This is a genomic window from Rhodococcus sp. BP22 (assembly GCF_014281965.1).
GTDB lineage: Bacteria > Actinomycetota > Actinomycetes > Mycobacteriales > Mycobacteriaceae > Rhodococcoides.
Genome location: NZ_JACFTB010000003.1, coordinates 141,529 through 165,165 on the forward strand (window position 1 = coordinate 141,529; position 23,637 = coordinate 165,165).

Below are 23,637 nucleotides of genomic sequence, written 5' to 3' on the forward strand. Positions count from 1 at the left end.
ATTTCCACCCGCCTATGACTACTTGGTCCGCTGCGCCTCGCGGGTTGCCGGGTGAACCGCGATGAGGCCCAATCCGCGACGACGCTTGCACAGCGACGCCAACTCTTCGTACGCGGGCTTTCCGAGCATCTCGGTCAGTTCGGGCTTGTACGACTCGAAAACCTGCTTCTCTCCGACGTGCGCGTCAGGAGAGCCGGAGCAGTACCAGGAAAGGTCGTGACCGCCCTCGCCCCATCCGCGACGGTCGTATTCGCCGATGGTCGTCTTGAGGATCTCGGTGCCGTCGGGCCGGGTGATCCAATCCTGCGTGCGGCGGATAGGCAGTTGCCAGCACACGTCGGGCTTGACCTCGAGCGGCTCGATGCCTTTGCGTAGGGCCATCGAGTGCAGCGCGCAGCCGATGCCCCCGGCGAATCCGGGGCGGTTCTGGAAGATGCACGCACCTTTGTACCGACGTGTGCGCAGGGATTGCTCGTCGTCGAGGTCGTCGAGTTCGACGTAACCCTTCTTTCCGAGCCCCTTGTCCATCAGTTGCCAGTCTTCCGGCGTGAGTAGCTTCACCGACTCGTCGAGCTTGCGCTTGTCGTCGTCATCGGACAGGAAGGCTCCGTGTGAGCAACAACCGTCGTCGGGGCGACCGGCAACCGTGCCCTGGCAGGCCGGAGTGCCGAATACACACGTCCAGTTGGACAGAAGCCATGTCAGATCGGCCGCAATGATGTGCTCGGCGTTGTCGGGATCGGGAAATTCCACCCATTCGCGAGGAAAATCCAGATCAACTTCTGCAGCAAAAGTCTGCTGCCCACTACCTGGTGTCACAAGAGAGGACGGTAGACCCAGTACCGTGGTCATGTGCGATTAGGGGTGCTCGACGTCGGAAGCAACACCACACATCCATCGGTGATGGATGAGATTGTCGGTGGCCTCCCCGACCCTGAACTTCCCGCGAACGAACGCTTCGACGTTCTGCGGGGTGAGCTCGAATCGGAACTGCCGACGGATTTACCGGCTGCGGGCGAGGCGGACCGTACGGTGGGAACGTCGAGGACGTTTCGATCGTTGGTCCGAAGGCCGGGCGCGGACCGTGCAGGATGGGGATGCGTCGGTGTAGATCGGTCACCACAGTCGGTGTCAGGAGCTTTGGTAGCGGAGGCGAGCATGCGAGCACTGTCGATCGACCCGATCGAAATCCGTCCGAGGGCGCTGAGGGAAGGTTTGATTGTGCGGAAGCTGGACACCGAAACGACCGGCGATCCGGTAGTGAGTTCGAAATGACGAACAACAACGCGAACCCGGAGGACACCGGGCAGATCTCCGTTGCCGAGCTACTCGCGCGGAACGGTCAGAAGTCGAACCTCAATTCGGGCGGACGCCGCCGTCGAGGCGTCAAGGGCGGTATCTCCGTCGCCGAGTTGACCGGGGAAATCCCCGTCGTGCGCGACGAGCCGGCCTCTGCCGAAGCACCGGTCGTCGAACCGCCGCGTGCCGCCGCGCCGCCACCGCAGCCGACGCCCAAGCCTCAGTTCCAGCAAACGACTCGCAGGCAGCAGGAGCCGGAATTGTTGTCGGGATCGACGACAGCTGCAGCCGATCTACTGAATCAGGCTCACGACGAGAACGAGCGTCGGCCTTACGGGTCGGCAGCCACGCAGCGACCGGTGCCGGTCCGTTCGCGTCAGGAAACAGTGTCGCGTCAGGAAACAGTGTCGCGTCAGGAAACAGTGTCGCGTCAGGAAACAGTGTCGCGTCAGGAAACAGTGTCGCGTCAGGAAACAGTGGGGAAGCCGAACCAGGAAGCGAAACCGGTCGAGCGCAGTTCCCGCACGTCAGGCTTCGTGCAACGTAGTCGGTTCTCACGCACCGAAGCAGATGCTGTTCCGAAGACCGACGTGGTCGACAAGCCGTCGCAGGCTCGGCCACTTGCGGCAGATCAGCCCAGCACAGCCGCGATGCCAGCGCAGTCGCGACCGCAACTCTCCGATCCGGTCCGGCCCAGGACGCCACTGAACCCGGTCGTGGCAGCTGAAAAGAAGGCAGTCGAAAAGAAGTCACCGGAAGCCGAAAAGAAGACAGCGGCGTCGCTCGCTGCAGCACCGACACCGGATACGAAGCCGAAGCTCGGAAGAGCGTTCGAGCGTCGCGCAGCATCGAAGCCCGACGACGCTGTGACCGAGGTGACCGATGCCGTCAAGGTCGGACCGGTCGACAAGAAGGTCGAGCCGGTCGACAAGAAGGTCGAGCCGGTCGACAAGAAGGTCGAGCCGGTCGACAAGAAGGATGAGAAAGACCAGGTAGTCGCCGAGGACGATCTCGCGACGGAGGCCGCGGACGCCTCGAAGGAACGAGCCGACAAGAAGAACGCTGCCAAGCAATGGCTCGCACTCGCAGGACAGGGCGCCGTCGCAATCGTGGTGGGCGCACTCTTGTTCAAGGGCTTCGAGAAGCTCTGGGACATGCTGCCGTGGGTTGCCCTGATGTTGGCAGTCATCGTCATCGTCGGGTTGGTAGCTGTGGTGCGAATTCTGCGTCGAACCGACGATTTGCTCAGCATGGTGATAGCCATTGCGGTCGGGGTGTTCGTGACGTTGGGACCGCTGGCTTTCCAATTGAGTACGGGCTGACTCGACGGTGGCGCCGAAAGGCTTGGTAGCAGTCGGATTGTCCACAGCTTCGGTGTATCCGCAGAACACCGAAGCGGCGTTTCGCTATGCGGCAGAGCTCGGCTACGACGGCATCGAGCTGATGGTGTGGGCCGAATCGGTGAGCCAGGAAGTCGATGCCGTTGCGTCGCTCTCTCGCAAGTATTCGATTCCGGTGCAAGCCATCCATGCCCCTTGCTTGCTGATTTCTCAACGAGTCTGGGGCGCCGACCCGGCCGCAAAGCTGGAACGTTCGGTGCAGGCCGCAGAGAAATTGGGTGCCTCGACAGTTGTCGTGCATCCGCCGTTTCGGTGGCAGCGGAAGTACGCGGACGGATTTGCCGATCAGGTGGCGGACCTCGAGATGGGTTCGGACGTCGTGGTCGCCGTCGAGAACATGTTCCCGATGCGGGCGGACCGGTTGTTCGGGCGCAAGGAAGGATCTGCGGCGAGACTTCGCAAGCGTGGCGGCCCGGGTGCTGCACTATCGGCGTTCGCGCCGTCCTACGACCCGACCGATTCCGGGCACGCGCACTACACGCTGGATCTGTCACATACGGCAACTGCCGGGACCGATGCGTTCGAGATGATGGATCGCATGGGTGCGGGCCTGGCGCATCTTCATCTGGCCGACGGTAGGGGCGCGTCGGTCGACGAGCATCTCATTCCCGGGCACGGCGAACAACCGTGCGCCGAGGTGTGCACAGAGTTGGTTCGTCGCGGTTTTCGCGGGCAGGCCGTCATCGAGATCAATACGCAGAACGCGCGCACGCTGCCCGAACGGGCGTCGATGCTCGGGCAGGCCTTGGCATTCGCACGGCGGTATCTCGGGTAGTTCGGCTCCCTCGACAGCGCGCTCATTTTCGGACTCCCACGGTGGGGGGGGGGGGGATCGCCGAGACCGACCTGGCGATGACGCCGGTGGAATCCGCGCACAAACGATTTTCACCCACCCATGACTCCACCCCCACGAAAGGCTCGACCGATGACCGAACCCAGCCCCTTTCGTTCGGCTACTGCACTGACGACCCTCGCGCGTACCGACGTCGAGGGTTCCTTCGCAGCAGTGATCGACTCCGTCTGGACCATCGGCCCAAAGGTGCACGGTGGCACGATGCTTGCCACCTGTGCGGCGGCAGCGAAGGCTCAGCTCGACGACACGGAGGCGCAACCTCTCGCCGTCAGCGTCAGCTACCTGAATGCGCCCGACCCCGGCCGAGTCGATCTGACGACGATCGTCCGCAAGCGTGGCAAGCAAGTGTCGAGCGTCGACGTCGAGATGTCTCAGGCCGGCCGGGTGGCGGTGCGGGCTGTCGTCACTCTGGGGCGCCCGGATACCGACTCGCCGCGACACGAAGTGCCCTCGGCGCTCGCGTCGATGCCGATCGAACCCCCTGCAGATGCCGACGCGGTCGGCGGAGAACATCCGATGGCGTCGGTAGTGCACCTGGCGCAGGGGTGCGACATGCGAATCGACCCGACATCGGCGCACTTTCTTACCGGTAAACAGGGCGAATCAGAGATTCGTATGTGGGTCCGGCCCCGTCCGGGCGACGAAGCCGATGCCGACACCGCAGTTCTGTTCGCACACATGACCGGTGACATCTGTGCACCGGTGACGATGAACCGCGGACTGTTCGGCTGGGCTCCGACCGTGCAGTTGACGTCCTACCTTCGTCGTCGACCCGCTCCCGGCTGGCTGCGGGTAGCTGCGAGCAGCACCGTGATCGGCGCTACGTGGTTCGAAGAAGATCATCTGGTGTTGGACTCGACCGGAGCCGTGGTCGTGCAGAGCAGGCAGCTGGCGATGGTCCCGCGCTAGGCACGGAGAGGTCGCCTCTAGAGTTGCGGCCATGACGAGAATTGCTGTAATCGGCGGCGGCCGCATCGGTGAGGCGCTGATCGCGGGCCTGCTCGAATCAGGGCACCCTGTCCGCGACCTGGTGGTAGCGGAGAAGTTCGAGGCCCGAGCCCGCGAGTTGGCCTCTGCGTTCGGGATCCTGACGGCGTCGATCGGGGAGGCATCGGAGAACGCCGACGTCATCGTGCTGGCGGTCAAGCCTGGCGATGTGGATGCCGTGCTCACCGAGGTCGCCAAGGTCGACTTGGACGGAGAACGCGAACAACTGATCGTCTCACTCGCCGCCGGGGTGCCGACTTCGAAGTTCGAGTCCAAGCTTCCAGCAGGCTTCCCGGTCGTCCGGGTGATGCCGAATACGCCGATGCTCGTGGGCGAAGGCATGAGCGTGTTGGCCCCGGGGCGACACGCGAAGGCCGAGCACCTCGCACTCGTACGGACCGTTCTGTCCTCGGTCGGCAAGGTGGTGACGGTGAAAGAGTCTCAGCTCGACGCCGTCACGGCTGTTTCGGGGTCCGGGCCGGCGTACTTCTTCCTCGTCGCCGAGGCGATGATCGACGCGGGTGTCGGCCTCGGATTGGCCCGGGATGTGTCGACTTCTCTCGTCGTTCAGACGATGGTGGGGTCCGCGGCGATGCTCGATCGGTCCGAAGAGTCCGCAACGGAGCTTCGTTACGCGGTAACTTCTCCTGGCGGTACGACGGCCGCAGCGGTGCGTGAATTGGAAACAAATGGCCTCCGAGCAGCGTTTTTCGACGCTTTGGGGGCCGCGAAGCGCAGATCCACTGAGATGGGCATCACAGCTGAATAGGGATTCGATTGCCCACACCCGTCGCAGTAACCCCATTGGTCCCGCTAAGCTCATCAATAGCACGTGCGTGTCTGTTCGGCAGGAGGGGAAGCCTGCCGCGCGAGACGTGCCGGAGGTAAGTGGATCAATGACGCCTATAAGCAAGCCTTCCAAGGGTTCGTCCCTGGATGGCCAACCAGCTTTTGCTGGAACGCAGTTCCTCACAGTCGCCGAAGTGGCGTCACTGATGAGGGTGTCCAAAATGACTGTGTACCGACTGGTACACGGCGGAGAGTTGCCTGCGGTACGGGTGGGTCGATCGTTTCGTGTGCACGCGAAAGCTGTGCACGATTACCTCGAGACCTCGTACTTCGATGCGGGCTGAGTAGCGCTCGCGCTCTCGGGTGAAGTCGGGCCGGTTTCGCAGATGAATGTCTGCACCGGTAAGATCTACACTCGTCGTGCCAGTCGCTGTTGTTGCATCGGGCTCTGGCTTCTGCAGCGCCCGAGCGCCAGCTTGGGGATCGACAACTCCGTAAGGGGTTCGAGGATGCCAGGTAGGCGTACGCAACTTCGCGTGCGCGAAAACGTAGACAAGAACGTGAGGAACACCCGCCATGGGTTCAGTGATCAAGAAGCGTCGCAAGCGCATGTCGAAGAAGAAGCACCGCAAGTTGCTTCGTCGTACCCGAGTTCAGCGCAGGAAACTCGGTAAATAGAGTTCCTCGAAAGAGGCCCGTCACCTTATGGTGTCGGGTCTTTTTTGTTTGATGAGGCACCCAGTTTTCGACGTCGGGAGTCCTGAAAGGCACTCTTGTCCGGATCTGCATTCTTCCTGCACAGGGTGCCATTTCTCGTACTCTCACATCTTCGCTGGATTCCAGTAGGCTGCTTGTTGCGGCACGAATTCTGGGGGTGTGTGTGAACTCGAACGATCGAGGCGTCGCGGCGCCGAAAGTGGTCCTCGTGACCGGTGTAAGCCGTTTTCTCGGGGGGTACCTCGTCACTCGGCTCGCGCAGAATCCATCGATCGAACGAGTCATCGCTGTCGATACGCTCTCACCGAGCAAAGACCTGCTGCGCAAGATGGGCCGCGCCGAGTTCGTGCGCGCCGACATCCGCAATCCGCTCATCGGCAAGGTCGTCCGCAGCGCGGGAGTGGACACCGTCGTCCACGCCGCCACCATTGCCAAACCGCCCAGTTCCGGCGGTCGAGCAACCATGAAGGATCTCAACGTCATCGGGGCGATGCAACTCTTCGCCGTCTGCCAGAACTCACCGACCGTGCGCAAGGTCGTCCTGCGGTCTTCGTCGTCTGTTTATGGGTGCAGTGCCAAGGACCCGGTCAATTTCACCGAGGAGATGAGTGCCCGACGTCCGCCGCAGGGCGCCTACGCTCGGGACACCATCGACATCGAGGGCTACGTTCGCGGGCTCGGCCGTCGCCGTCCTGACGTCGCTGTGTCGATTTTGAGGATGGCGCCGCTGATCGGACCACGGCTCAACGGGACCATCTCGCGGTACATGACGTCACCGATCATCCCGAGCATTCTCGGCCGCGATGCACGCATGCAATTGCTGCACGAAGAAGACGCCCTGGCCGCACTCGAGAGGGCCACGATCGGCGGACCGGCAGGCACGTTCAACGTCGGAGCCGACGGTACGATCATGTTCTCTCAGGCCATCCGGCGGGCGGGTCGCATCGAAGCGCCCGTGCCGTTCGCGTTGTTCAAGAGTGTAGGTCGAGCACTGATGGGTGGCATGATGCGCGAGTTCACCACCGAACAACTCGACTATTTCCATTTCGGCTGCGGGCTCGACACGACCCGTATGAGATCCGATCTTGGTTTCGAACCGCGGTGGACAACCGTGCAGGCTTTCGACGACTTCGTTCGCGGTGCAGCACTGCGCCCGGTCCTCAAAACCGAGTGGGTCGATGCCGCAGAGAAACAGTTGTTGTCGATTGTCGATGCAGGTGCAGCAGTGTCGACGAAGGTACTGACCGTCGCGAGTCCGGGACGAAGGAGGTGAGCGACGTGGCGAAGGTAATTCCGCTGCACGGCGGTGGGTCCGGTAGAACGGCGTCCGCGAGAAACACAGACCAAAGCCGGGTAGAACGAAGTCGCAGCCGCCACCCGTCCTCGTACACCGAGGTCCGGCCGCCCACACCACTCATCACGCCGACCCTCGCCACACCGCCGGTGACAGCCACACCGCCGGTGACAGCCGCACCGCCGGTGACGACAGTTCCGGTGTCCGTGCCCATCGACGCGATCAGAGAAAAACTGGTCGACCAGATTGCCGGAACCGCCGAGTTCCTGCGACGTCGGCTCGCCGGGGACTATCAGATCGACGAATTCGGGTACGACCCCCACTTCGCCGATGCCGTATGGCTTCCGCTGCTGCGGCCATTGTTCGACAAATGGTTCCGCGTCGAGGTCAAGGGCATCGAGAACATCCCGAACGACGGCGGTGCACTCGTTGTCGCCAATCACGCCGGCGTCATCCCGATCGATGCGTTGATGACCTCCGTCGCCGTGCGTGATCACCATCCCGCGCACCGACCGCTGCGAATGTTGGCAGCCGACATGGCATTCGAGATGCCCGGGGTCGGATCGATCGCACGCAAAGCGGGACACACGCTCGCCTGCAACCCCGATGCCGAGCGACTGCTACGCATGGGGGAAGTAGCGGCGGTCTTCCCCGAGGGCTTCAAGGGAATCGGCAAGCCGTTCAGCGAGCGCTACAAACTGCAACGGTTCGGCCGCGGCGGTTTCGTATCGGCCGCCTTGCGTACGGGAGCGCCGATCATCCCTTGCTCGATCGTGGGATCGGAAGAGATCTACCCGAAAATCGGCGACCTCACCACCCTCGCTCGGCTGATGGGGATGCCGTACTTTCCGGTCACGCCACTCTTTCCGCACTTCGGCCCACTCGGTCTCATCCCGCTGCCGTCGAAGTGGTACATCGAGTTCGGTAAGCCGATCTACACCGACTCGTACGAAGCCCAAGCTTCGGACGATCCGATGGTGCTCTTCGAGTTGACCGACCACGTTCGCGAAACGATCCAGCACACGCTCTATCGACTTCTCGCCAAGCGTCGCAACGTCTTCCTCGGGTAGCTCTGTAAAGTCCTCGCGGTGCTGATCCGTGACACCATCACCGAAGACCTGCCTTCGATACTCGCCATTCACAACGACGCCATCGCCACCACGACGGCGATCTGGGACGAGACCGAAGTAGGGCTCGACGAAAGAATCACCTGGTTCGACGGCCGTCTCAGGGCCGGATTTCCCGTCCTGACGGCCGTCGTCGACGGTTTCATCGCGGGGTACGCGTCGTACGGGCAGTGGCGTCCGAAAAGTGGGTACCGGCTGACAGTCGAGCACTCGGTCTACGTCGACAAAGCTTTTCACCGTCGGGGCATTGCCAGCGCCCTGCTAGCGGAGTTGATAGCGCGCGCCCGGACCGCCGGAATCCACGCCATGATCGCGGGTATCGAAAGTGGCAACACCACCTCGATCGCGTTGCATGACAAATTCGGCTTCGTCACCGTCGGACAGCTCCCCGAAGTGGGGGTCAAATTCGACCGGTGGCTCGACCTGACGCTGATGCAACTAAGCCTGTGACGTCTTGAAGTAGAGCTGGTCAGGCAGCCCGACGGCGCCCGAGCACGGCAGCGAGCCCGCCGCCGACGGCACCGATGGCAAGGGCTGTCGGGACCCCGATCCTCGCGGCCTTACGCCCCGTCCGGAAATCTCGAATCTCCCAGCCTCGGTTCTTGGCCACTTCCCGCAGGTCCGCGTCTGGATTGACGGCGACGGCCGTGCCGACCAGCGACAGCATGGGAACGTCGTTGTGGCTGTCGGAATAGGCGGTGCACCGTTTGAGGTTCAAGCCCTCGCGGACGGCGAGTGTACGAACGGCGTGAGCCTTGCCGAGTCCGTGCAGAATATCTCCGACCAACAGGCCGGTGAAGATTCCGTCCTTGCTTTCGGCGACGGTTCCGAGTGCACCGGTAAGACCGAGTCGTTTGGCGATGATCTGAGCCAGCTCCAGTGGTGTCGCGGTGACCAGCCAGACCTGCTGACCTGCATCCAGGTGCATCTGTGCAAGTGCGGCGGTGCCCGGCCAAATCTTGTCGGCAATCATCTCGTCGTAAATTTCCTCGCCCAGGCGAGTCAGTTCGGCGGTCGATCTTCCGGTGATGAAAGACAAGGCTTTTTCTCGGCCACTGGCGACGTCGTCGCTGTTCTCCTTGCCGCTGACTCTGAATTTCACTTGCTGCCAAGCGAACTGGGCCAGATCACCGCTGGTGAAATACTTTCTGGAGGCCAGACCGCGGGCGAAGTGAATGATCGACGCGCCCTGCACCATCGTGTTGTCGACGTCGAAGAACGCAGCGGCGGTCAGGTCGAGTGGTACCGAGCCATCGCTGTCGAGTTGGAGCGCGAGTGCCGCATCGGCACTCGCCTCTCCGGCGACGTTGGCGCGGACCTGCGCGTCGGTAGGGCCGAGTGGACTGCGGAATCGACGTTTCCGTCGCTTGTCGGCGGCTGGCTGCCGGGTGTCGACCATGACTGCGTCCGGCACCTCCGTTATCGGCAAGTCCGGCAGTATCGCGTCCTCATGAACTACCTCGGCCCTGTCTGCTGCCTCGGGCTCGTGCGCTGTCGAATCGTGTGAATCCGACACCTGCGTTTGTGAATCGCCGGAATCTTCGCTGCTGATGTCAGGCGTTTTCGGGTTCCCGTCGGTCATCTTCTTGCGCACCTCCCTGCTCGAGCACTGCCACAACCCTAGTCCGTGTCACGGTGGGTGAGCGCGTACGCGCGGGCTCGATCCACACCCGTGGCGCCCCGGGCTGCCTGTGAGCTTCGTCTCTGCACCTGGCGGTGAGACAGTATGGGTATGAGCTCCAACGAATCTTCCGTGGTTCTTCTCACCCGCGCCGGTTGTCACACCTGTGTCGTCGCGTTCGAGAAGTTGACTGCAGTGTGTGCTGATTTCGGAATCGTTCCCTCGGCGGTCGATGTGGACCAGGCAGCGGCTACCGACCCTGACCTGCGGGCGGAGTACGGAGACCGTGTTCCCGTGGTGCTGCTCGACGGGCGCGAACACAGCTACTGGGAGGTCGACGAGCCACGATTGCGAGCGGATCTGACGGTCAGCAGGGCACCCTAAGAACGTGCGATTGCTCTCGCTTTGCAGGTGAGGGCCCCTCTAGCACGGATCCAGCGACTTTGTTCATTCGTTCACAAGCGGTTACCGTGGTGCGAACAATATCAATGCTCGAAAGAGTCGTGATCTGGATGTATCAGGATCAGCGTGAGGACCGGCATCGCTGCCGTTCGGACGAGGAGCCATGAACGTGACCGAAGAGCGCCCGGCTGTACCGGCGACCGTTGAACGGTCTGCTGGGGTCGAACGCGTTATTCCACAGGCTACGGTGACGCGTTTAGCGGCCTACTTGCGGGTCCTCGGAATTCTTGCCGACGACGGAGTAATCATCGTATCGAGCGAAGAACTGGCCAACGCCGCGGGTGTCGGCTCGGCAAAACTGCGCAAGGATCTTTCCTTCCTCGGCCCCAACGGCGTGCGTGGAGTCGGTTACGACGTCATGCGCCTGCGGGCCAAGATCGAGAGCGCACTCGGTCTCGATCGTGGACACAAGGTCGTCCTCGTCGGTGTCGGGAATCTCGGTGAGGCACTTGCGCGATACGGCGGCTTCGGCCGTCGCGGATTCTCGATGGTCGGACTTTTCGATCGGGATGCGAAGAGAGTGGGCACCGACATCGATGGACTCGAAGTCCTACACGTGGACCTGTTGGAACAGTCGTGTCGCGAACTCGAAGCCACGATCGGTGTGATCGCCACCCCCGACGCGGCCGCTCAGAGTGTTGCCTCCGCGTTCGTCGCAGGCGGCGTGGAGTGCATCCTCAGCTTTTCCCCGGTGATGCTCGACGTGCCGGATAGTGTCGAGGTGCGTCGAGTCGATCTGGCAGTGGAGATGCAGGTTCTGTCTTTCAACAGTTCGCGAAACGAGGCAGCTCATGGATCGCCGAGTCGGCCCGGAAATCCGCGCCTCGGACGTAGCCGAGGACCACGAGTGACGCCCGGCTCCTTACCCGGAGCCATCAGCCCTAGCAGTTCGACAAGAAACGGATCGGTGATTGCACCGTGAGTGTCCTTCTCGTCGGGATTTCGCACCGTAGCGCTCCCGTCGCAGTTCTCGAACGTGTCGCTGTCACCGACACGGATCGGCCGAAACTTACCGACAATCTCATGGCTACCGGATTTATCTCCGAAGTCATGGTGGTCTCGACGTGCAATCGCGTCGAGGTCTACGCCGTTGTCGACGCTTTCCATGGCGCTCTGACCGCAGTCGGCGAAGTGCTTGCCGAGCACTCCGGTCTGGAAGTGCAAGAACTGACCCAGCACGCATACGTTCGATACAGCGAAGCAGCCGTCGAGCATCTTTTCGCCGTCGCCAGTGGCCTCGATTCGATGGTCATCGGCGAACAACAGATTCTGGGACAGATTCGTGCTGCCTACGCGGCCTCGGACAACCAGCAGGCTTCCGGTCGAGTGCTCCACGAACTTGCGCAGCAGGCGCTGCGCGTCGGCAAGCGCGTTCACTCGGAGACCGGAATCGATTCCGCCGGCGCATCCGTCGTTTCGGTGGCGATCGAGCGCGCAGCGGCGATGTTCGGTGGGAGCCTCGCAGGAAAGACTGCCGTAGTGGTGGGCGCCGGCGCCATGGGCGGACTGTCCGTGGCACATCTCGGACGTGCCGGAATCGGTCGCCTGATCGTGGTCAACCGCACCCGCGAACGTGCCGAGCACCTCGCTGAAACTGCAATCTCCGCCGGTGTGGCCGCGTCGGCGATGGATTTCGACGAACTCCCCGCTGCACTGTCGAACGGCGACGTGCTGGTCACCTGTACGGGCGCGGTCGGTGCTGTCGTCTCCCTCGCGGATGCACATCTCGCGCTTGCCCAGCGAGATCCAGGGCGACTTCTTGCCATCTGCGATCTCGGACTGCCCCGCGATGTCGATCCCACGGTCGCTGGGCTACCCGGCGTCAGCGTGTTCGATATGGAGTCCCTCCAACGGGACCCGGCTGCAGGCGCGGCATCTTCCGACGCTGCTGCCGCTCGTGAAATCGTCTCCGCCGAACTTTCCGGATACCTCGCCGGTCAACGCCTCGCCGAGGTCACCCCGACAGTGACAGCGCTACGCCAGCGCGCCGCCGAGGTCGTCGAAGCAGAACTCATGCGACTCGATTCGCGACTGCCCAGCCTGGACTCGCCGCAGCGCGACGAGGTCGCCCGGACAGTGCGACGCGTCGTGGACAAGCTCCTGCATTCGCCCACTGTCCGCGTCAAGCAACTAGCCACCACCCCTGGCGGCGACTCCTATGCAGCAGCGCTGCGGGAGTTGTTCGAACTGAGCCCGGGAACGGTCGACGCTGTCGCCAGCCCGATCGAGATCAATGGAATGGAACTCGTGGACGATTTCACTGCCAGCCGGATCGACGGCAAGAAGGGACCACAGCGGTGACCGTCGTAAGAATCGGAACACGAGGAAGCCTGCTCGCAACGACCCAGGCCGACACAGTTCGGCGTGGGCTGATCGCAGCAGGTCTCGATGCAGAACTCGTGATCATCAAAACTGCCGGTGATATGTCGGCCGCTCCGGTGCAGACCATCGGAGTCGGCGTGTTCACTGCGGCGTTGCGTGAGGCACTCACCGACGGCAAGGTCGACATCGCAGTGCACTCCTACAAGGACCTGCCTACCGCTCCCGACGAAAGATTCGTCATTGCTGCGATCCCCGAGCGGGAAGATCCGCGCGACGCGCTGGTCGCTCGTGACGGCCTGGTACTCGGCGAGCTACCCGTGGGAGCAACCGTCGGGACGTCGGCGCCGCGTCGTGCAGCGCAGTTGCGCGCACTCGGCCAGGGTCTCGATGTCAGGCCCCTGCGGGGCAACCTCGACACTCGTATCGGGAAGGTGGCGTCCGGAGAACTCGACGCCGTCGTCGTGGCACGGGCCGGACTCGCTCGGATCGGCAGGCTCGACGTCATCACCGAAGCACTCGATCCGGTGCAGATGATCTCTGCTCCGGCGCAGGGTGCATTGGCCGTCGAATGCAGGATCGCCGATACCGACCTCATCGAGGCGATTCGCACGCTCGACGACATGAACACGCGCACCTGCGTTGCCGCCGAACGTGGTCTGCTGGCTGAATTGGAAGCAGGATGCTCGGCTCCCGTGGGTGCCATCGCCGACATCGTCGAGTCCATCGACGAGAGCGGCCGTGTATTCGAAGAATTGTCGCTGCGTGCCTGCGTGGCCGCACTCGACGGCAGCGATTCCATTCGCGCGTCGATCGTCGGTTCCACCGACAATGCAGAGGAGCTGGGCCGCGACCTGGCCCGCGAGATGCTCGATCTCGGCGCCCGCAAGCTGGTCGACATAACCGAGCCGGCAGCTAATGCTTCTCACCACCCACACAAGAAAGCACTGGAGAACAACCGATGAGCCCAGTCCGCAAGAATGCCAACGGACGGATCCTGTTCGTGGGATCGGGGCCGGGTGACCCAGCTCTGCTGACGGTCCGAGCCCGCGAAGTACTCGGCTCCGCCGAACTCGCGTTCACCGATCCCGATGTCGACAAGGGCGTTATCGCGCTCGTCGGTCACGATCTTCCGCGCGACCCTGAAACCGGCGAGACCGGAGTCGATGTCCGACCGGCACTCGGCGAGCCTGCCGAGGTCGCCAAAACCCTCCTGGCCGAGGCTAAGAACGGCCACGATGTCGTGCGTCTGGTGTCCGGGGATCCGTTGACCACCGACTCGGTCATTGCCGAGGTCAACGCTGTCGCACGTACACAGGTTCAGTTCGAGGTTCTTCCCGGACTGCCGTCGGGATCAGCGGTGCCGAGCTACGCCGGAATGGCGTTGGGTTCCGGACACACCGAGGCCGACGTCCGAGGCGAGGTCGACTGGGCGGCGCTTGCTGCCGCACCCGGGCCGCTCGTACTGCACGCGACGTCGGGGCATCTGGCCGAGACGGCCAGTGCGCTCGTCGAACACGGTCTCGCTCCGCAGACACCCGCGGCCATCACGGTCCGGGGCACGACTCGTCAGCAGCGCACCGTCGAGGCCACTCTCGCCACGCTGAACGATGCAGGCAGTGAGCTCGTCGGTTCGCTCGTCGTCACGGTCGGCAAGGTCGTTTCGGGCCGAAACAAGATGTCCTGGTGGGAGTCTCGCGCACTGTACGGCTGGACCGTTCTGGTGCCACGCACCAAGGATCAGGCAGGCGAGATGAGCGATCGTCTCGTGACGCACGGTGCCATCCCGATCGAGGTTCCGACCATTGCCGTCGAACCTCCGCGTAGCCCCGCTCAGATGGAGCGTTCGGTCAAGGGACTCGTCGACGGCAGGTACCAGTGGGTCGTCTTCACCTCGACCAATGCGGTTCGCGCCGTGTGGGAGAAGTTCGAAGAGTTCGGTCTCGATGCCCGTGCATTTTCGGGTGTGAAGATCGCGTGCGTCGGCGAAGCGACGGCGGAGAAGGTTCGGTCGTTCGGTATCAACCCCGAACTGCTGCCGTCGGGCGAGCAGTCTTCTCTCGGTCTTCTCGAGGACTTCCCGCCGTACGACGAGGTGTTCGACCCGGTCAATCGGGTTCTGTTGCCGCGTGCCGATATTGCTACCGAAACGGTTGCGGAAGGACTTCGTGAGCGTGGGTGGGAGATCGACGATGTCACTGCCTACCGAACCGTGCGCGCTGCGCCGCCTGCCGCCGAGACCCGCGAGATGATCAAGACCGGAGGATTCGACGCAGTGTGCTTCACGTCGAGTTCGACTGTTCGAAATCTCGTCGGTATCGCTGGGAAGCCGCACGCACGCACGCTCGTTGCGTGCATCGGTCCGAAGACGGCAGAGACTGCTGTCGAGTTCGGTCTGCGGGTCGACGTTCAGCCGGAAACCGCACAGGTCGGTCCGCTCATCGAGGCACTGGCCGAGCATGCTGCTCGTCTGCGTGCCGAAGGTGCATTGCCGCCCCCGCGTAAGAAGAGTCGCAGGCGCTGACGCCCACGTTGCGTGGAAATAGCTCTGGTAGAGCTGTTTCCACGCAACTGCACGACGAAGGAGGGCCCGTACAGTTGTTTCCCGTAGACCGCCCCCGCCGACTGCGCCGAACTCCGGCGTTGCGTCGGTTGGTGGCTGAAACGTCTTTGCAAGCGCGGCATCTGGTGTTGCCCATGTTCGTGGCGGACGGGCTGAGTGAGCCGCGAGAGATTTCGTCGATGCCCGGTGTCTTTCAGCACACGCTCGACTCCCTGAGCGTTGCGGCAGAAGAGGCCGTGGCGGCGGGCGTGGGTGGTTTGATGCTGTTCGGCGTGCCACGCCCTGAGGACAAGGACGCGGAGGGTTCCGGAGCAAGTGATCCCGACGGAATCCTCAATCGCGGACTTCGGCGCCTGAAGGCCGATCTCGGTGACTCGACTGTGCTGATGGCGGACACGTGCCTGGACGAATTCACCGATCATGGACACTGCGGCGTACTGACCGCCGACGGCGTCGTGGACAACGATGCGACGCTGGCACGGTACGTCGAGATGGCTTTGTCGCAGGCAGATGCCGGCGCGCATCTATTGGGGCCGAGCGGAATGATGGACGGGCAGGTAGCCGCGATCCGGGAAGGTCTGGATGCGGCAGGCCACGACGCCGTCGGACAGCTCGCCTATTCGGCCAAGTACGCGTCAGCTTTCTACGGTCCTTTCCGGGAGGCAGTCGGGTCTTCGCTGCAGGGTGATAGGCGTACTTACCAACAGGATTCGGCCAATCGCCGCGAAGCTGCCCACGAAGTCGAGCTCGACTTGGCGGAGGGGGCGGATATGGTGATGGTCAAACCAGCCATGTCGTATCTCGATATTCTGCGAGACATCGCCAATATTTCTCCGGTTCCTGTTGCCGCATATCAGATTTCGGGTGAGTACTCGATGATCACCGCGGCCGCGCAGAACGGTTGGATCGATCGCGACGCGGCAATACTGGAGTCCCTGACCAGTATTCGACGGGCCGGCGCCGATGTGGTGTTGACCTATTGGGCGTCGGAAGCAGCTGGGTGGCTATGACCGAGCACGGTGAGAGATGACCGATCCATCGCACCCCGAAGGCGATAGTCCCCGGCCACAGCCGGACTGGGAACGCTGGGAGGCCGAACACGGCCCGCCGTCGATGAATATTCCGTCGTTCGATGCCCTGCCGCTCGAGTCCGTCCAACGACCGGCGCCGGTGGACGTCGAGACTTCGCGGCATCTGTGGTGGGGCGTAGCCCTACTGGGCATGCTCGAGTTGCTGATGACGCTCGTTGTCGTCTACGGCGACAAGTCGATCTTCGCGCAGCAACTCGTCGACGATGTCGCGCTCCAGCAGCCATCCGTGCCGCTGACCGCGGAGTCGGCGGAGAGTTACCTGACCGCAGCGCTCGTCTTCATGGTCTTCCTAGGAGTGGGTTTCGGAGCGCTGTTCTTGTTCTGGGTGAACAAAATGCGGCTCGGTCGGATGTGGGCACGGATGGTCCTGACGATGATCGGGACGGTGACAGTGGTTCTTGCGTTGCCTCAGCTGTTCGGACTCGGTTCCGCCGACGGTGCATTGTCGCTGTCGATGGCGGTGGCTGGTATCGCGCAAGGTGTCCTCGCAGCCGGTGCGATCTATCTGATGCACCGCAAGGAGTCCAACGAGTATTTTCTCGCTTCACGCAAGAATTGACTGTCGGCGTGTAACTTGCGCCACATCGCAAATGTATTTCTGGCAACGAGCACCATTCCATCGTCGACACCACCTGTCCGTACGGCAGTCGTCCGCCGCATGCTGCCTGGGCATGCGGCGGACGGTCGGAGGGCCGGTCAATGTTAAGGGAGATTACGCGGTCGCCGCGTTGTTCTTCTTCGATGCTCATGAACGATACGTACTACCGAGGAATTGCCCAGGCGCTGCCAGTGCTTACTTTCGACGATGGAGGCCGGTCATTTCGCGAGGGTGATGGCTGTGTCGAAGCCGGATGGCCGGTGAATGCCGGCCACGCGATGCTCGAACATTCCCGAGCCCTTGGCTCCGTCACAATCGGCCACAACCACGTATTCGTTGACGCCGGTGAAGCTGCGCTGTGCGAGTGCGGACTCGGTGGTGTCGTACCGGGATGACAGACTCCAGTCCGCACCCATCCAGCGTCCATGGCTCCACTCTGGGTCGGAGCCATAGCCGCCGCCGATTTGTAGCGTGATCGACGTCTTCGGTGTTAGATCCACCAGCACTGGCTTGCCCTGGGGGTCCGTCATATGCAGACGCGCGGTGGTCATCCGACGGCTACCGGGTGCGTAGACGATCTCCACTCGCGGCCAGCCTAGTTGTTCGACGCGGCCGTCCTTGTATACCCGGATGGCGTTGTTGAGTGAGCGGTGCCCGTTCGCGTCCTCTTGAGCGATGAACAGGATTGCGAACTCTTCGAAGCGCAGCGGACAGTAAACCCACCAGAACCCCTCCGCGGGTGTCTCGGCTAGCCGACCGCCTGGGTCCGGGTCACCGGACGGTCGGATGCCCCACGAGCGGTCGCGGCTGCCCATCCAGATCGAGGGGTCAATGGTGTAGTCGTCGCCATCCACGGTGATGGCACCAGACCAGGAACCGAGCTGCGCAAAGCGTGAGGCGTCGAGGTTGGGGCGCAGGTTGTTCATCAATAGGTGTCGCTCCTCGAGGATCGCCGGGAACGAGCCCTCCCACGTCAGGTCGAAGGACAGGTCGGGGTGCTCGCAGAGTAGGCGGATCTTCTGCAGAGGCTCGATGACCTCAATGCTGTAGTCCCCCACCCGGTTGCAGTTATAACGGGTCTGCAGCGCGTCGGAGAAGCGGACGGCACGCTGGTCGGTGCCTCGTTTGACTGTCGCGAAAGCATCGACCACTCCGAGATTGGGGTATACGCCGAAGCCAGAGACGAGGAAAATATCGCCGGTCTGATCGTGGGCGTTGAAATAGTAGCGGTCGTAGAAGTTCCGATCACTGGTCTCGGTGCGGGCCATGGAGAGCGGGACCTGGTGGATGGGAAACTCGTCGAGGGGATCCGGAAACATTAGATACTCCATTCGTATTTGTCATGGATGAGTTGGTTGAGCATGCTGTGGTGAAGTACGTATTCGTCGGCGGTGGCGGGTGCTGTGGTATCGCCGAAATGCACAGTCCGTTGCTTGATGCGGGCGAAAATGATCGCGCACCGTACAGCCGCGAAGACCAAATGGAAGCGCATGTCGTTGAGCTTCCTGCCAGAGATTTGCTGGAACTCGTCGATGACGTCTGCGGGACGCAGGAATTTCGGCAAGCCCGGTCTGCCGAAGGCGTCAGCCATATCTTGATACATCCTGTGGAAGAAGATGAACCAGGCGACGTCGAGCTCGGGTGGGCCAGCTGTGGCGGCCTCCCAGTCCAGCACGGCTGTCGGCACCACGCCGTCGTAGAGGATATTGCCGATCCGGGCATCACCCCAGCACAGAGTGGTGTTCGAGACTGTGGAAGGCCAGTGCGCGCGTACCCAGTCAAATCCCGCCTCGATCGATGGGATGCGCATTCCGCCGGAGTTCAGGGTCCACTCGTAATAGGACCACGCCTCATCGAACACCGACTGCAGCCGCTGCTGTGGGGTCTGTCCGGGGGACAGGCCGAGGATAGCCTCGGGATTCGGGGTGCGATGGATTTCAGCCATCACTACGATGGAGTTGCGCTGCAGCTCTGCTAGTCGGCTCGGATTGGCACCGAGCATCCAACTGTCGAACACATACGGGGGATTGTCCTGTGGCGCATGGCCTTCCGCGCGGTCCATAACCAGAAATGGCCGGCCCAACACGTCTCCGATGTCCTCGATCCAGCGGACTCGCGGGACAGGAACCGCGCCGAAGTCTGCGACAGCGTTCATCACCCTGGATTGTGCGCGTAGATCATACTCAGGAAACACTGGGAGCGCGGATTCCTCCGGGACCATCCGCAGCACTTGCGGAGTACGTTTTGTGATTCCGTCGATGATCCGCACGGTGCTGAACAGCACCGAGACACTGGACATCCCGGTGGAGCTATTGCGACTGACTTCCTCGACTCTCAGATCCGGATCGCCGGTTTGCTTCGCGAGCCAGTCCCGCAGATCCCTACGCAGGTTGGTCAGGTTGGTCTGTGTGGTGGTGACCGTCGTGTTCACCCCAGCAGGGATCTCATCTTTATTTGCCATACTCGGCTCTCCAATTGTGTATCTTGTCCGGCTCCCTCTCGAGGCAGCTGGTTGATTTACGACGCGGGTGGTCAGGAAATCGTCGATGCTGGCCTCGAACCCCTCGACCACCCGCGCTCCGCGTCGGCGGACCACACGGACGCACCTGAGTAAAACTCCTGACCGTCGACCTGAGCAGGGACTTCTACCAGGCTGCTGTAGGCCACGATCGGCAGCACGGGGCCGAATTACTCGTGTTGGTCATGGAATTAGTACCGCCCTTCCGGAGATCAGGCCGTTCTCGAGGCGTCCGAGGACCTCGACGCCGGCTGAGAGAGGGAAGGTTTCGACCTCGACGCGAATCTTGCCGTCGGCGGCCAGCGCGAGAGAGTCGATCAGGTTGCGGCGGGTACCCGCGTAGGTCTTCTTGATAGATGCGCCCCATGGCCAGCTGTCTCCGAGAGCTGCGTCGGCGGCCACTCCCGGTTCGCCGCCACCGAGTCCGATCATCCGGTACGCGCCGCCCGGTGCCACCGCCTGGACGGAGAGTTTGGCAGTAGCGTCGACTCCCACAAAATCGAACACAGCATCCGCGCCCAGGCCATCTGTGCACTCCAGGATGCGGGCTGCGGTGTGCTCGTCGGCGTTCATAGCGAGGTCGGCACCCAGACTGGTCGCCAGCGTCCGCTTGCCGGCGTCGACGTCGACAGCAATCACCCGAACCGGACTGATGGCACGCAGTATCTGCACACCGATGTGGCCGAGGCCCCCGACTCCAATGACGACGGCGGTACCACCGGGGCGCAGATGTTCTCGAGCGCCGTGAATCGCGTGGTAGCTCGTAAGGGCGGCGTCGGCAAGCGGGGCTGCCTGCGTCGGGTCCAAATCTCCGCTGGGGACGAACGAAGATGCGGGGACCCGGACATACTCGGCCATGCCGCCATCCGGGCCGAGCCCTGGACACGGCGGCATCGCTGCACGACCCGCGGCCAGACAGGCGTTCTCGTATCCCGTAGCACATGCGCGGCACACCCCGCATGACCAGCACAGGTAGACCACACCGGCCTCACCGACAGCGATTCCCTCCACTGCGGTGCCTACCGCGACGATCGTGCCGGCAATCTCGTGGCCGAGAGTCAGCGGCCGGTCCCGGACGCTCGTGGAGTGCACAAGGTACAGGTCCGAATGGCAGATTCCGGCGGCGGTCACTTTGAGCAGTACGTCAGCAGGGGCGGCCGTCGGCACCGGTACCTCCGTCAGCTCCACTGTGCCCGGAGCGGTGACCTGAATAGCCTTCATTGTCGCGGGGGGTGTCCACATCGTGTGGTCTCGACTTTCATGAGGAGGGGGCCGGGCTGGAGCGAATCAGTTATCGATCGCGGCGTACACCGCGTCGAGGTAGCCATTGACGTTGGGTGCACCCACGAGCTGCGGGGCCATCTTGTTCATTACAAATGCCATGGTCATCCGCCGGTCCAGATCGTTGATTACCAGCGAGCCGCCATAGCCGGTCCACCAGCAGATACGGCCGTCGGGGATCGATGGCATCGAGTCTGGGCTAGGTAGGCCGTAACCGACACCGAAGCGGATGTGGGTGCCCAGGACACGGTCCACGCCATCGGCTTGGACCTCGAAGATCCTCTCGATCGTGCTGGGCGAGAGGTACTTCCGCCCATCCACGACGCCGTCATGGGAAATCAACGACTGCAGCCGAGCCACCGAGTGAGCGTTTCCTTGGCCGTTCGCGGCACCGATCTCGGCCGCGAGAAAATCCCGGTCGGTGGAAATCGAGGTGGGCATCGCGGGGTTCGTCATCGTCTTCACGAACACGCCCTCCGGTGGCAACGCAGAAAAGTCGAACTCGCTAGGGGGCGGCGGGATCAACGGTGCGACGCGTGCATCGATGTCGGGCGGCGTCCCGATCCAGTAGTCCTCACACATGGGCCCCGCGAATTCCTCTGCGAACACTTCGCCGAGCGTCCGGCCTGTGATCAGTCGCACGATCTCGCCAATCAGGTGACCGTGGTTCAGCGCCTGATAGCCGGAGCCCTCGCCCGGTGTCCACCAGGGTGCCTGCGCCGCAAGCAACGACGCGGCACTCTGCGTGTCGTAGATGTCGGTCACCGAGACCCTCTGCTCCCAGCCGCAGACGCCCGATGTGTGGCCGAGGATATGACGAACCAGCACCGATTGCTTGCCCTCGGCAGCGAACTCCGGCCAATACGTCGACACTGGGGCGTCAAGATTCAACTGGCCGCGCTCGACCAGCAGCAGGGCGACGAGTGCTGTCATGGTCTTGGTCAGGGAGTATGTGTTGGTGACGGTGTCTTGGGCCCACTCTCGGCCCGTCTCTATATCGGCGACTCCGCCCCACAGGTCGATCTCGACCTCGCCGTCGACGATCAGGCAGAGGGAGGCGCCAACCTCCAGACCAGCGTCCATGTTGCCTTGCAGCAGCTTGCGGACCTCGCCATACCGGGGTACGCACACACCCCGGAGCGGTGCCATCAGACGGAGACCTTTACCGATTGGGTCTTTACGCCGGGGGTCTTCTCCGCAACGCGCTTCACGCCGGCGGCGATCTCCTTGTGCAGATCCCGCGTGTATCGGCGCAAGTCCACCTGAATCGTATGGCGAGCGGCTGCGTAGTACTGGCTGAGGTGCTCTCGCTCGTCGCGCATGATGATCTCCTGCATCTGACCGACGCTCGGTAGCTCATACTCGCCGGTTAGATGCCGAGCTATGAAATGGCTCTGCTGTTCTGCGAGGTTGACGATGGTGGGCGAGGACTGCGCCAGTCCGGCGTAGTACAGATTCTCGATTCCCGGCTTGATCATGCGCTTGAACAACGGCAGCCGGTTCTCCTCGTCCGGCACGATGGCGGGATCGGTGAAGAACGGGAAGGTGATGTTATACCCGGTGGCGAAGACGATTGCGTCCGCAACGATCCTGGTGCCGTCGGTGCAGACCACAGCGTCGCCGTCGAGCCGCGCGATCCCGGGAACACAGGTGACATCGCCGGATCCAGCCTTGGCCAAGAAGTCGATGCTCACCGAGGGGTGCGAGCCCAAGGGCTCGTGGTCGGGCTTGGGCAACCCGTAAGACTCCATGGTGCCGAGTTGCTTCTTGATGTTCTTCCGCGCGATCCTCAGCGCGATCCTCTTGGGAATCCACATGGGCATCATCATCTTGTCCGCTGGTTTGCCCCCGCGATACTTGGTCAGGACCCAGACACCGCGGCGAGCGGAAACCCAGACGTGCTTGGCAATCGAGCGGTGCGAAAGTTCGGAAGCAATGTCCAGTGCAGAGTTGCCCATGCCGACAACGATGACATTCTTGCCACGCATGTCCACAGGCTCGAACGGGCTTCGGTAGGTGTGGCTGTGCAGCATGTCGCCATCGAACTCGCCGGGGTACTCCGGCGTCCGCGGATCCCAGTGGTGGCCGTTTGCCACCACCAGGGCTTCGTACAACCGCGTCTCGCCGGTGTCGAGTGTGACAGCCCACTTGCCGTCGGGCTGGCGGACCGCGTTCTCGACCGTGGTGTTGAACGTGATCAGCTCGCGAAGACCGAAGTGGTCGACGTAGTCGCGAAAGTACTGGTGGATCACAGAGTGGTGGGGGAAGTGCGGCCAGTCGTCGCCAGCAGGGAACTCCTCGAACTGCAGACGACTGGTCGAGGTGTCGATGTGCAGCGACTCGTAGCAGGAGGACCAGCCGTTGGGGTTGTTGTGGTACCAGTTCCCGCCCACATCGTCCGAGGCCTCGAAGCAGTCGAATGGAATGCCGTAGTCCTTGAGACGCTTGGCTGTGGTGAATCCGGAACAGCCGGCTCCGATGATGCAAACGGTGGGCAGTGAGCTCACGAGGCACCTAGCTTTCATGTGGTCGACGCTCTTCTGCAGCCGACGTGGTTATGTTCTATCTCACACTTTAACACTCACTGACTACTTGTCTAGTAAATAACGAGATGTGTTCCATACGGGCGCGCAGCGGGCCCGAGGAGCCCACCATGTGCCTGGGCCGTTGCCCGGGTATTCGATGACTCGGATTCCGGTTCTGCCTACAGTGGCCTTC

The 23,637-nt window shown here is 62.6% G+C and carries 24 protein-coding genes; 17 read left to right on the plus strand and 7 right to left on the minus strand.

Annotated features, from left to right (window positions below; genetic code table 11):
* Positions 1-18: 18 nt before the first annotated feature.
* The gene (locus H2510_RS07980) at positions 19-852 is read right to left on the minus strand and encodes a hypothetical protein (protein ID WP_261392814.1); all 834 of its coding nucleotides are present in this window, start codon (positions 850-852) and stop codon (positions 19-21) included.
* On the opposite strand from H2510_RS07980, the gene H2510_RS21200 reads away from it, so the two are divergent.
* The 10 genes from H2510_RS21200 to H2510_RS08030 all read left to right on the plus strand — a co-directional run bounded on the left by H2510_RS21200 (position 853) and on the right by H2510_RS08030 (position 8,916).
* Positions 853-1,275, plus strand: coding sequence for a hypothetical protein (locus tag H2510_RS21200; RefSeq protein WP_397517335.1), 423 nt, complete (start codon positions 853-855; stop codon positions 1,273-1,275).
* Positions 1,272-2,621: a DUF2157 domain-containing protein gene (locus tag H2510_RS07990; protein ID WP_186627792.1), complete on the plus strand. Its 1,350-nt coding sequence runs from the start codon at positions 1,272-1,274 to the stop codon at positions 2,619-2,621. The genes H2510_RS21200 and H2510_RS07990 overlap by 4 nt, the downstream gene beginning before the upstream one ends.
* A gap of 7 nt (positions 2,622-2,628) precedes the next feature.
* Positions 2,629-3,474 carry a sugar phosphate isomerase/epimerase gene (locus H2510_RS07995; protein WP_186627793.1) on the plus strand — a complete coding sequence of 282 codons (846 nt, stop codon included), beginning with the start codon at positions 2,629-2,631 and terminating at the stop codon, positions 3,472-3,474.
* 150 nt (positions 3,475-3,624) lie between these two features.
* Positions 3,625-4,461, plus strand: coding sequence for a thioesterase family protein (locus tag H2510_RS08000; RefSeq protein ID WP_186627794.1), 837 nt, complete (start codon positions 3,625-3,627; stop codon positions 4,459-4,461).
* Positions 4,462-4,492: 31 nt separating this feature from the next.
* Positions 4,493-5,308, plus strand: a complete 816-nt coding sequence (gene proC, locus H2510_RS08005) for a pyrroline-5-carboxylate reductase (protein ID WP_186627795.1) — start codon at positions 4,493-4,495, stop codon at positions 5,306-5,308.
* 127 nt (positions 5,309-5,435) lie between these two features.
* Complete coding sequence (locus H2510_RS08010; RefSeq protein ID WP_136171125.1) at positions 5,436-5,672, plus strand: helix-turn-helix domain-containing protein; 237 nt, start codon at positions 5,436-5,438, stop codon at positions 5,670-5,672.
* Between the two features lie 232 nt (positions 5,673-5,904).
* Positions 5,905-6,006, plus strand: a complete 102-nt coding sequence (locus tag H2510_RS08015; RefSeq protein ID WP_003402602.1) for a 30S ribosomal protein bS22 — start codon at positions 5,905-5,907, stop codon at positions 6,004-6,006.
* Positions 6,007-6,202: 196 nt separating this feature from the next.
* Positions 6,203-7,318 carry an NAD-dependent epimerase/dehydratase family protein gene (locus H2510_RS08020; RefSeq protein ID WP_397517336.1) on the plus strand — a complete coding sequence of 372 codons (1,116 nt, stop codon included), beginning with the start codon at positions 6,203-6,205 and terminating at the stop codon, positions 7,316-7,318.
* The gene (locus H2510_RS08025; protein ID WP_186627797.1) at positions 7,315-8,409 is read left to right on the plus strand and encodes a 1-acyl-sn-glycerol-3-phosphate acyltransferase; all 1,095 of its coding nucleotides are present in this window, start codon (positions 7,315-7,317) and stop codon (positions 8,407-8,409) included. The genes H2510_RS08020 and H2510_RS08025 overlap by 4 nt, the downstream gene beginning before the upstream one ends.
* 18 nt (positions 8,410-8,427) lie before the next feature.
* The gene (locus H2510_RS08030) at positions 8,428-8,916 is read left to right on the plus strand and encodes a GNAT family N-acetyltransferase (protein WP_186627798.1); all 489 of its coding nucleotides are present in this window, start codon (positions 8,428-8,430) and stop codon (positions 8,914-8,916) included.
* A 19-nt stretch (positions 8,917-8,935) separates the two neighbouring features.
* On the opposite strand, the gene H2510_RS08035 is transcribed toward H2510_RS08030, so the two are convergent.
* Positions 8,936-9,865, minus strand: coding sequence for an HAD family phosphatase (locus H2510_RS08035; protein WP_084346389.1), 930 nt, complete (start codon positions 9,863-9,865; stop codon positions 8,936-8,938).
* A gap of 333 nt (positions 9,866-10,198) precedes the next feature.
* On the opposite strand from H2510_RS08035, the gene H2510_RS08040 reads away from it, so the two are divergent.
* From H2510_RS08040 to H2510_RS08070, 7 genes are all read left to right on the plus strand, one after another.
* Positions 10,199-10,471, plus strand: coding sequence for a glutaredoxin family protein (locus tag H2510_RS08040; protein WP_186627799.1), 273 nt, complete (start codon positions 10,199-10,201; stop codon positions 10,469-10,471).
* Between the two features lie 181 nt (positions 10,472-10,652).
* The gene (locus H2510_RS08045) at positions 10,653-11,471 is read left to right on the plus strand and encodes a redox-sensing transcriptional repressor Rex (RefSeq protein WP_186627800.1); all 819 of its coding nucleotides are present in this window, start codon (positions 10,653-10,655) and stop codon (positions 11,469-11,471) included.
* Positions 11,468-12,850, plus strand: coding sequence for a glutamyl-tRNA reductase (locus H2510_RS08050; protein ID WP_186627801.1), 1,383 nt, complete (start codon positions 11,468-11,470; stop codon positions 12,848-12,850). The genes H2510_RS08045 and H2510_RS08050 overlap by 4 nt, the downstream gene beginning before the upstream one ends.
* Positions 12,847-13,833 carry a hydroxymethylbilane synthase gene (gene hemC / locus H2510_RS08055; protein ID WP_186627802.1) on the plus strand — a complete coding sequence of 329 codons (987 nt, stop codon included), beginning with the start codon at positions 12,847-12,849 and terminating at the stop codon, positions 13,831-13,833. Before H2510_RS08050 ends, hemC begins: the two co-directional genes overlap by 4 nt.
* Entirely contained in the window at positions 13,830-15,392 is a 1,563-nt protein-coding gene (locus tag H2510_RS08060) for a bifunctional uroporphyrinogen-III C-methyltransferase/uroporphyrinogen-III synthase (protein ID WP_136171132.1), read from the plus strand. Before hemC ends, H2510_RS08060 begins: the two co-directional genes overlap by 4 nt.
* Positions 15,393-15,466: 74 nt before the next feature.
* Positions 15,467-16,441 carry a porphobilinogen synthase gene (hemB, locus tag H2510_RS08065; protein ID WP_186627803.1) on the plus strand — a complete coding sequence of 325 codons (975 nt, stop codon included), beginning with the start codon at positions 15,467-15,469 and terminating at the stop codon, positions 16,439-16,441.
* Positions 16,442-16,457: 16 nt separating this feature from the next.
* Complete coding sequence (locus tag H2510_RS08070; protein ID WP_186627804.1) at positions 16,458-17,081, plus strand: hypothetical protein; 624 nt, start codon at positions 16,458-16,460, stop codon at positions 17,079-17,081.
* 257 nt (positions 17,082-17,338) lie between these two features.
* On the opposite strand, the gene H2510_RS08075 is transcribed toward H2510_RS08070, so the two are convergent.
* From H2510_RS08075 to H2510_RS08095, 5 genes are all read right to left on the minus strand, one after another.
* On the minus strand, positions 17,339-18,439 hold the full coding sequence (locus H2510_RS08075) for a hypothetical protein (protein WP_186627805.1): 1,101 nt from the start codon (positions 18,437-18,439) through the stop codon (positions 17,339-17,341).
* A complete protein-coding gene (locus H2510_RS08080; RefSeq protein ID WP_315901291.1) occupies positions 18,439-19,692 on the minus strand; it encodes a phosphotransferase family protein in 1,254 nt (417 codons plus the stop codon). Before H2510_RS08080 ends, H2510_RS08075 begins: the two co-directional genes overlap by 1 nt.
* Before the next feature lie 129 nt (positions 19,693-19,821).
* A complete protein-coding gene (locus tag H2510_RS08085; RefSeq protein WP_186627806.1) occupies positions 19,822-20,859 on the minus strand; it encodes an NAD(P)-dependent alcohol dehydrogenase in 1,038 nt (345 codons plus the stop codon).
* A gap of 66 nt (positions 20,860-20,925) precedes the next feature.
* Positions 20,926-22,068, minus strand: a complete 1,143-nt coding sequence (locus tag H2510_RS08090; protein ID WP_186627807.1) for a serine hydrolase — start codon at positions 22,066-22,068, stop codon at positions 20,926-20,928.
* The gene (locus tag H2510_RS08095) at positions 22,068-23,426 is read right to left on the minus strand and encodes a flavin-containing monooxygenase (protein ID WP_397517337.1); all 1,359 of its coding nucleotides are present in this window, start codon (positions 23,424-23,426) and stop codon (positions 22,068-22,070) included. Before H2510_RS08095 ends, H2510_RS08090 begins: the two co-directional genes overlap by 1 nt.
* Between the last annotated feature and the right edge of the window lie 211 nt (positions 23,427-23,637).

Excerpts from the sequence above, each read along its gene's own strand:
- H2510_RS07980 (WP_261392814.1), bottom strand. The coding sequence starts at position 852 with ATGACCACGGTACTGGGTCTACCGTCCTCTCTTGTGACACCAGGTAGT.
- H2510_RS07990 (WP_186627792.1), top strand. The coding sequence starts at position 1,272 with ATGACGAACAACAACGCGAACCCGGAGGACACCGGGCAGATCTCCGTT.
- H2510_RS08000 (WP_186627794.1), top strand. The coding sequence starts at position 3,625 with ATGACCGAACCCAGCCCCTTTCGTTCGGCTACTGCACTGACGACCCTC.
- proC (WP_186627795.1), top strand. The coding sequence starts at position 4,493 with ATGACGAGAATTGCTGTAATCGGCGGCGGCCGCATCGGTGAGGCGCTG.
- H2510_RS08010 (WP_136171125.1), top strand. The coding sequence starts at position 5,436 with ATGACGCCTATAAGCAAGCCTTCCAAGGGTTCGTCCCTGGATGGCCAA.
- H2510_RS08015 (WP_003402602.1), top strand. The coding sequence starts at position 5,905 with ATGGGTTCAGTGATCAAGAAGCGTCGCAAGCGCATGTCGAAGAAGAAG.
- H2510_RS08035 (WP_084346389.1), bottom strand. The coding sequence starts at position 9,865 with ATGGTCGACACCCGGCAGCCAGCCGCCGACAAGCGACGGAAACGTCGA.
- H2510_RS08040 (WP_186627799.1), top strand. The coding sequence starts at position 10,199 with ATGAGCTCCAACGAATCTTCCGTGGTTCTTCTCACCCGCGCCGGTTGT.
- H2510_RS08045 (WP_186627800.1), top strand. The coding sequence starts at position 10,653 with ATGAACGTGACCGAAGAGCGCCCGGCTGTACCGGCGACCGTTGAACGG.
- H2510_RS08060 (WP_136171132.1), top strand. The coding sequence starts at position 13,830 with ATGAGCCCAGTCCGCAAGAATGCCAACGGACGGATCCTGTTCGTGGGA.
- H2510_RS08070 (WP_186627804.1), top strand. The coding sequence starts at position 16,458 with ATGACCGATCCATCGCACCCCGAAGGCGATAGTCCCCGGCCACAGCCG.
- H2510_RS08075 (WP_186627805.1), bottom strand. The coding sequence starts at position 18,439 with ATGTTTCCGGATCCCCTCGACGAGTTTCCCATCCACCAGGTCCCGCTC.
- H2510_RS08085 (WP_186627806.1), bottom strand. The coding sequence starts at position 20,859 with ATGAAGGCTATTCAGGTCACCGCTCCGGGCACAGTGGAGCTGACGGAG.
- H2510_RS08090 (WP_186627807.1), bottom strand. The coding sequence starts at position 22,068 with ATGGCACCGCTCCGGGGTGTGTGCGTACCCCGGTATGGCGAGGTCCGC.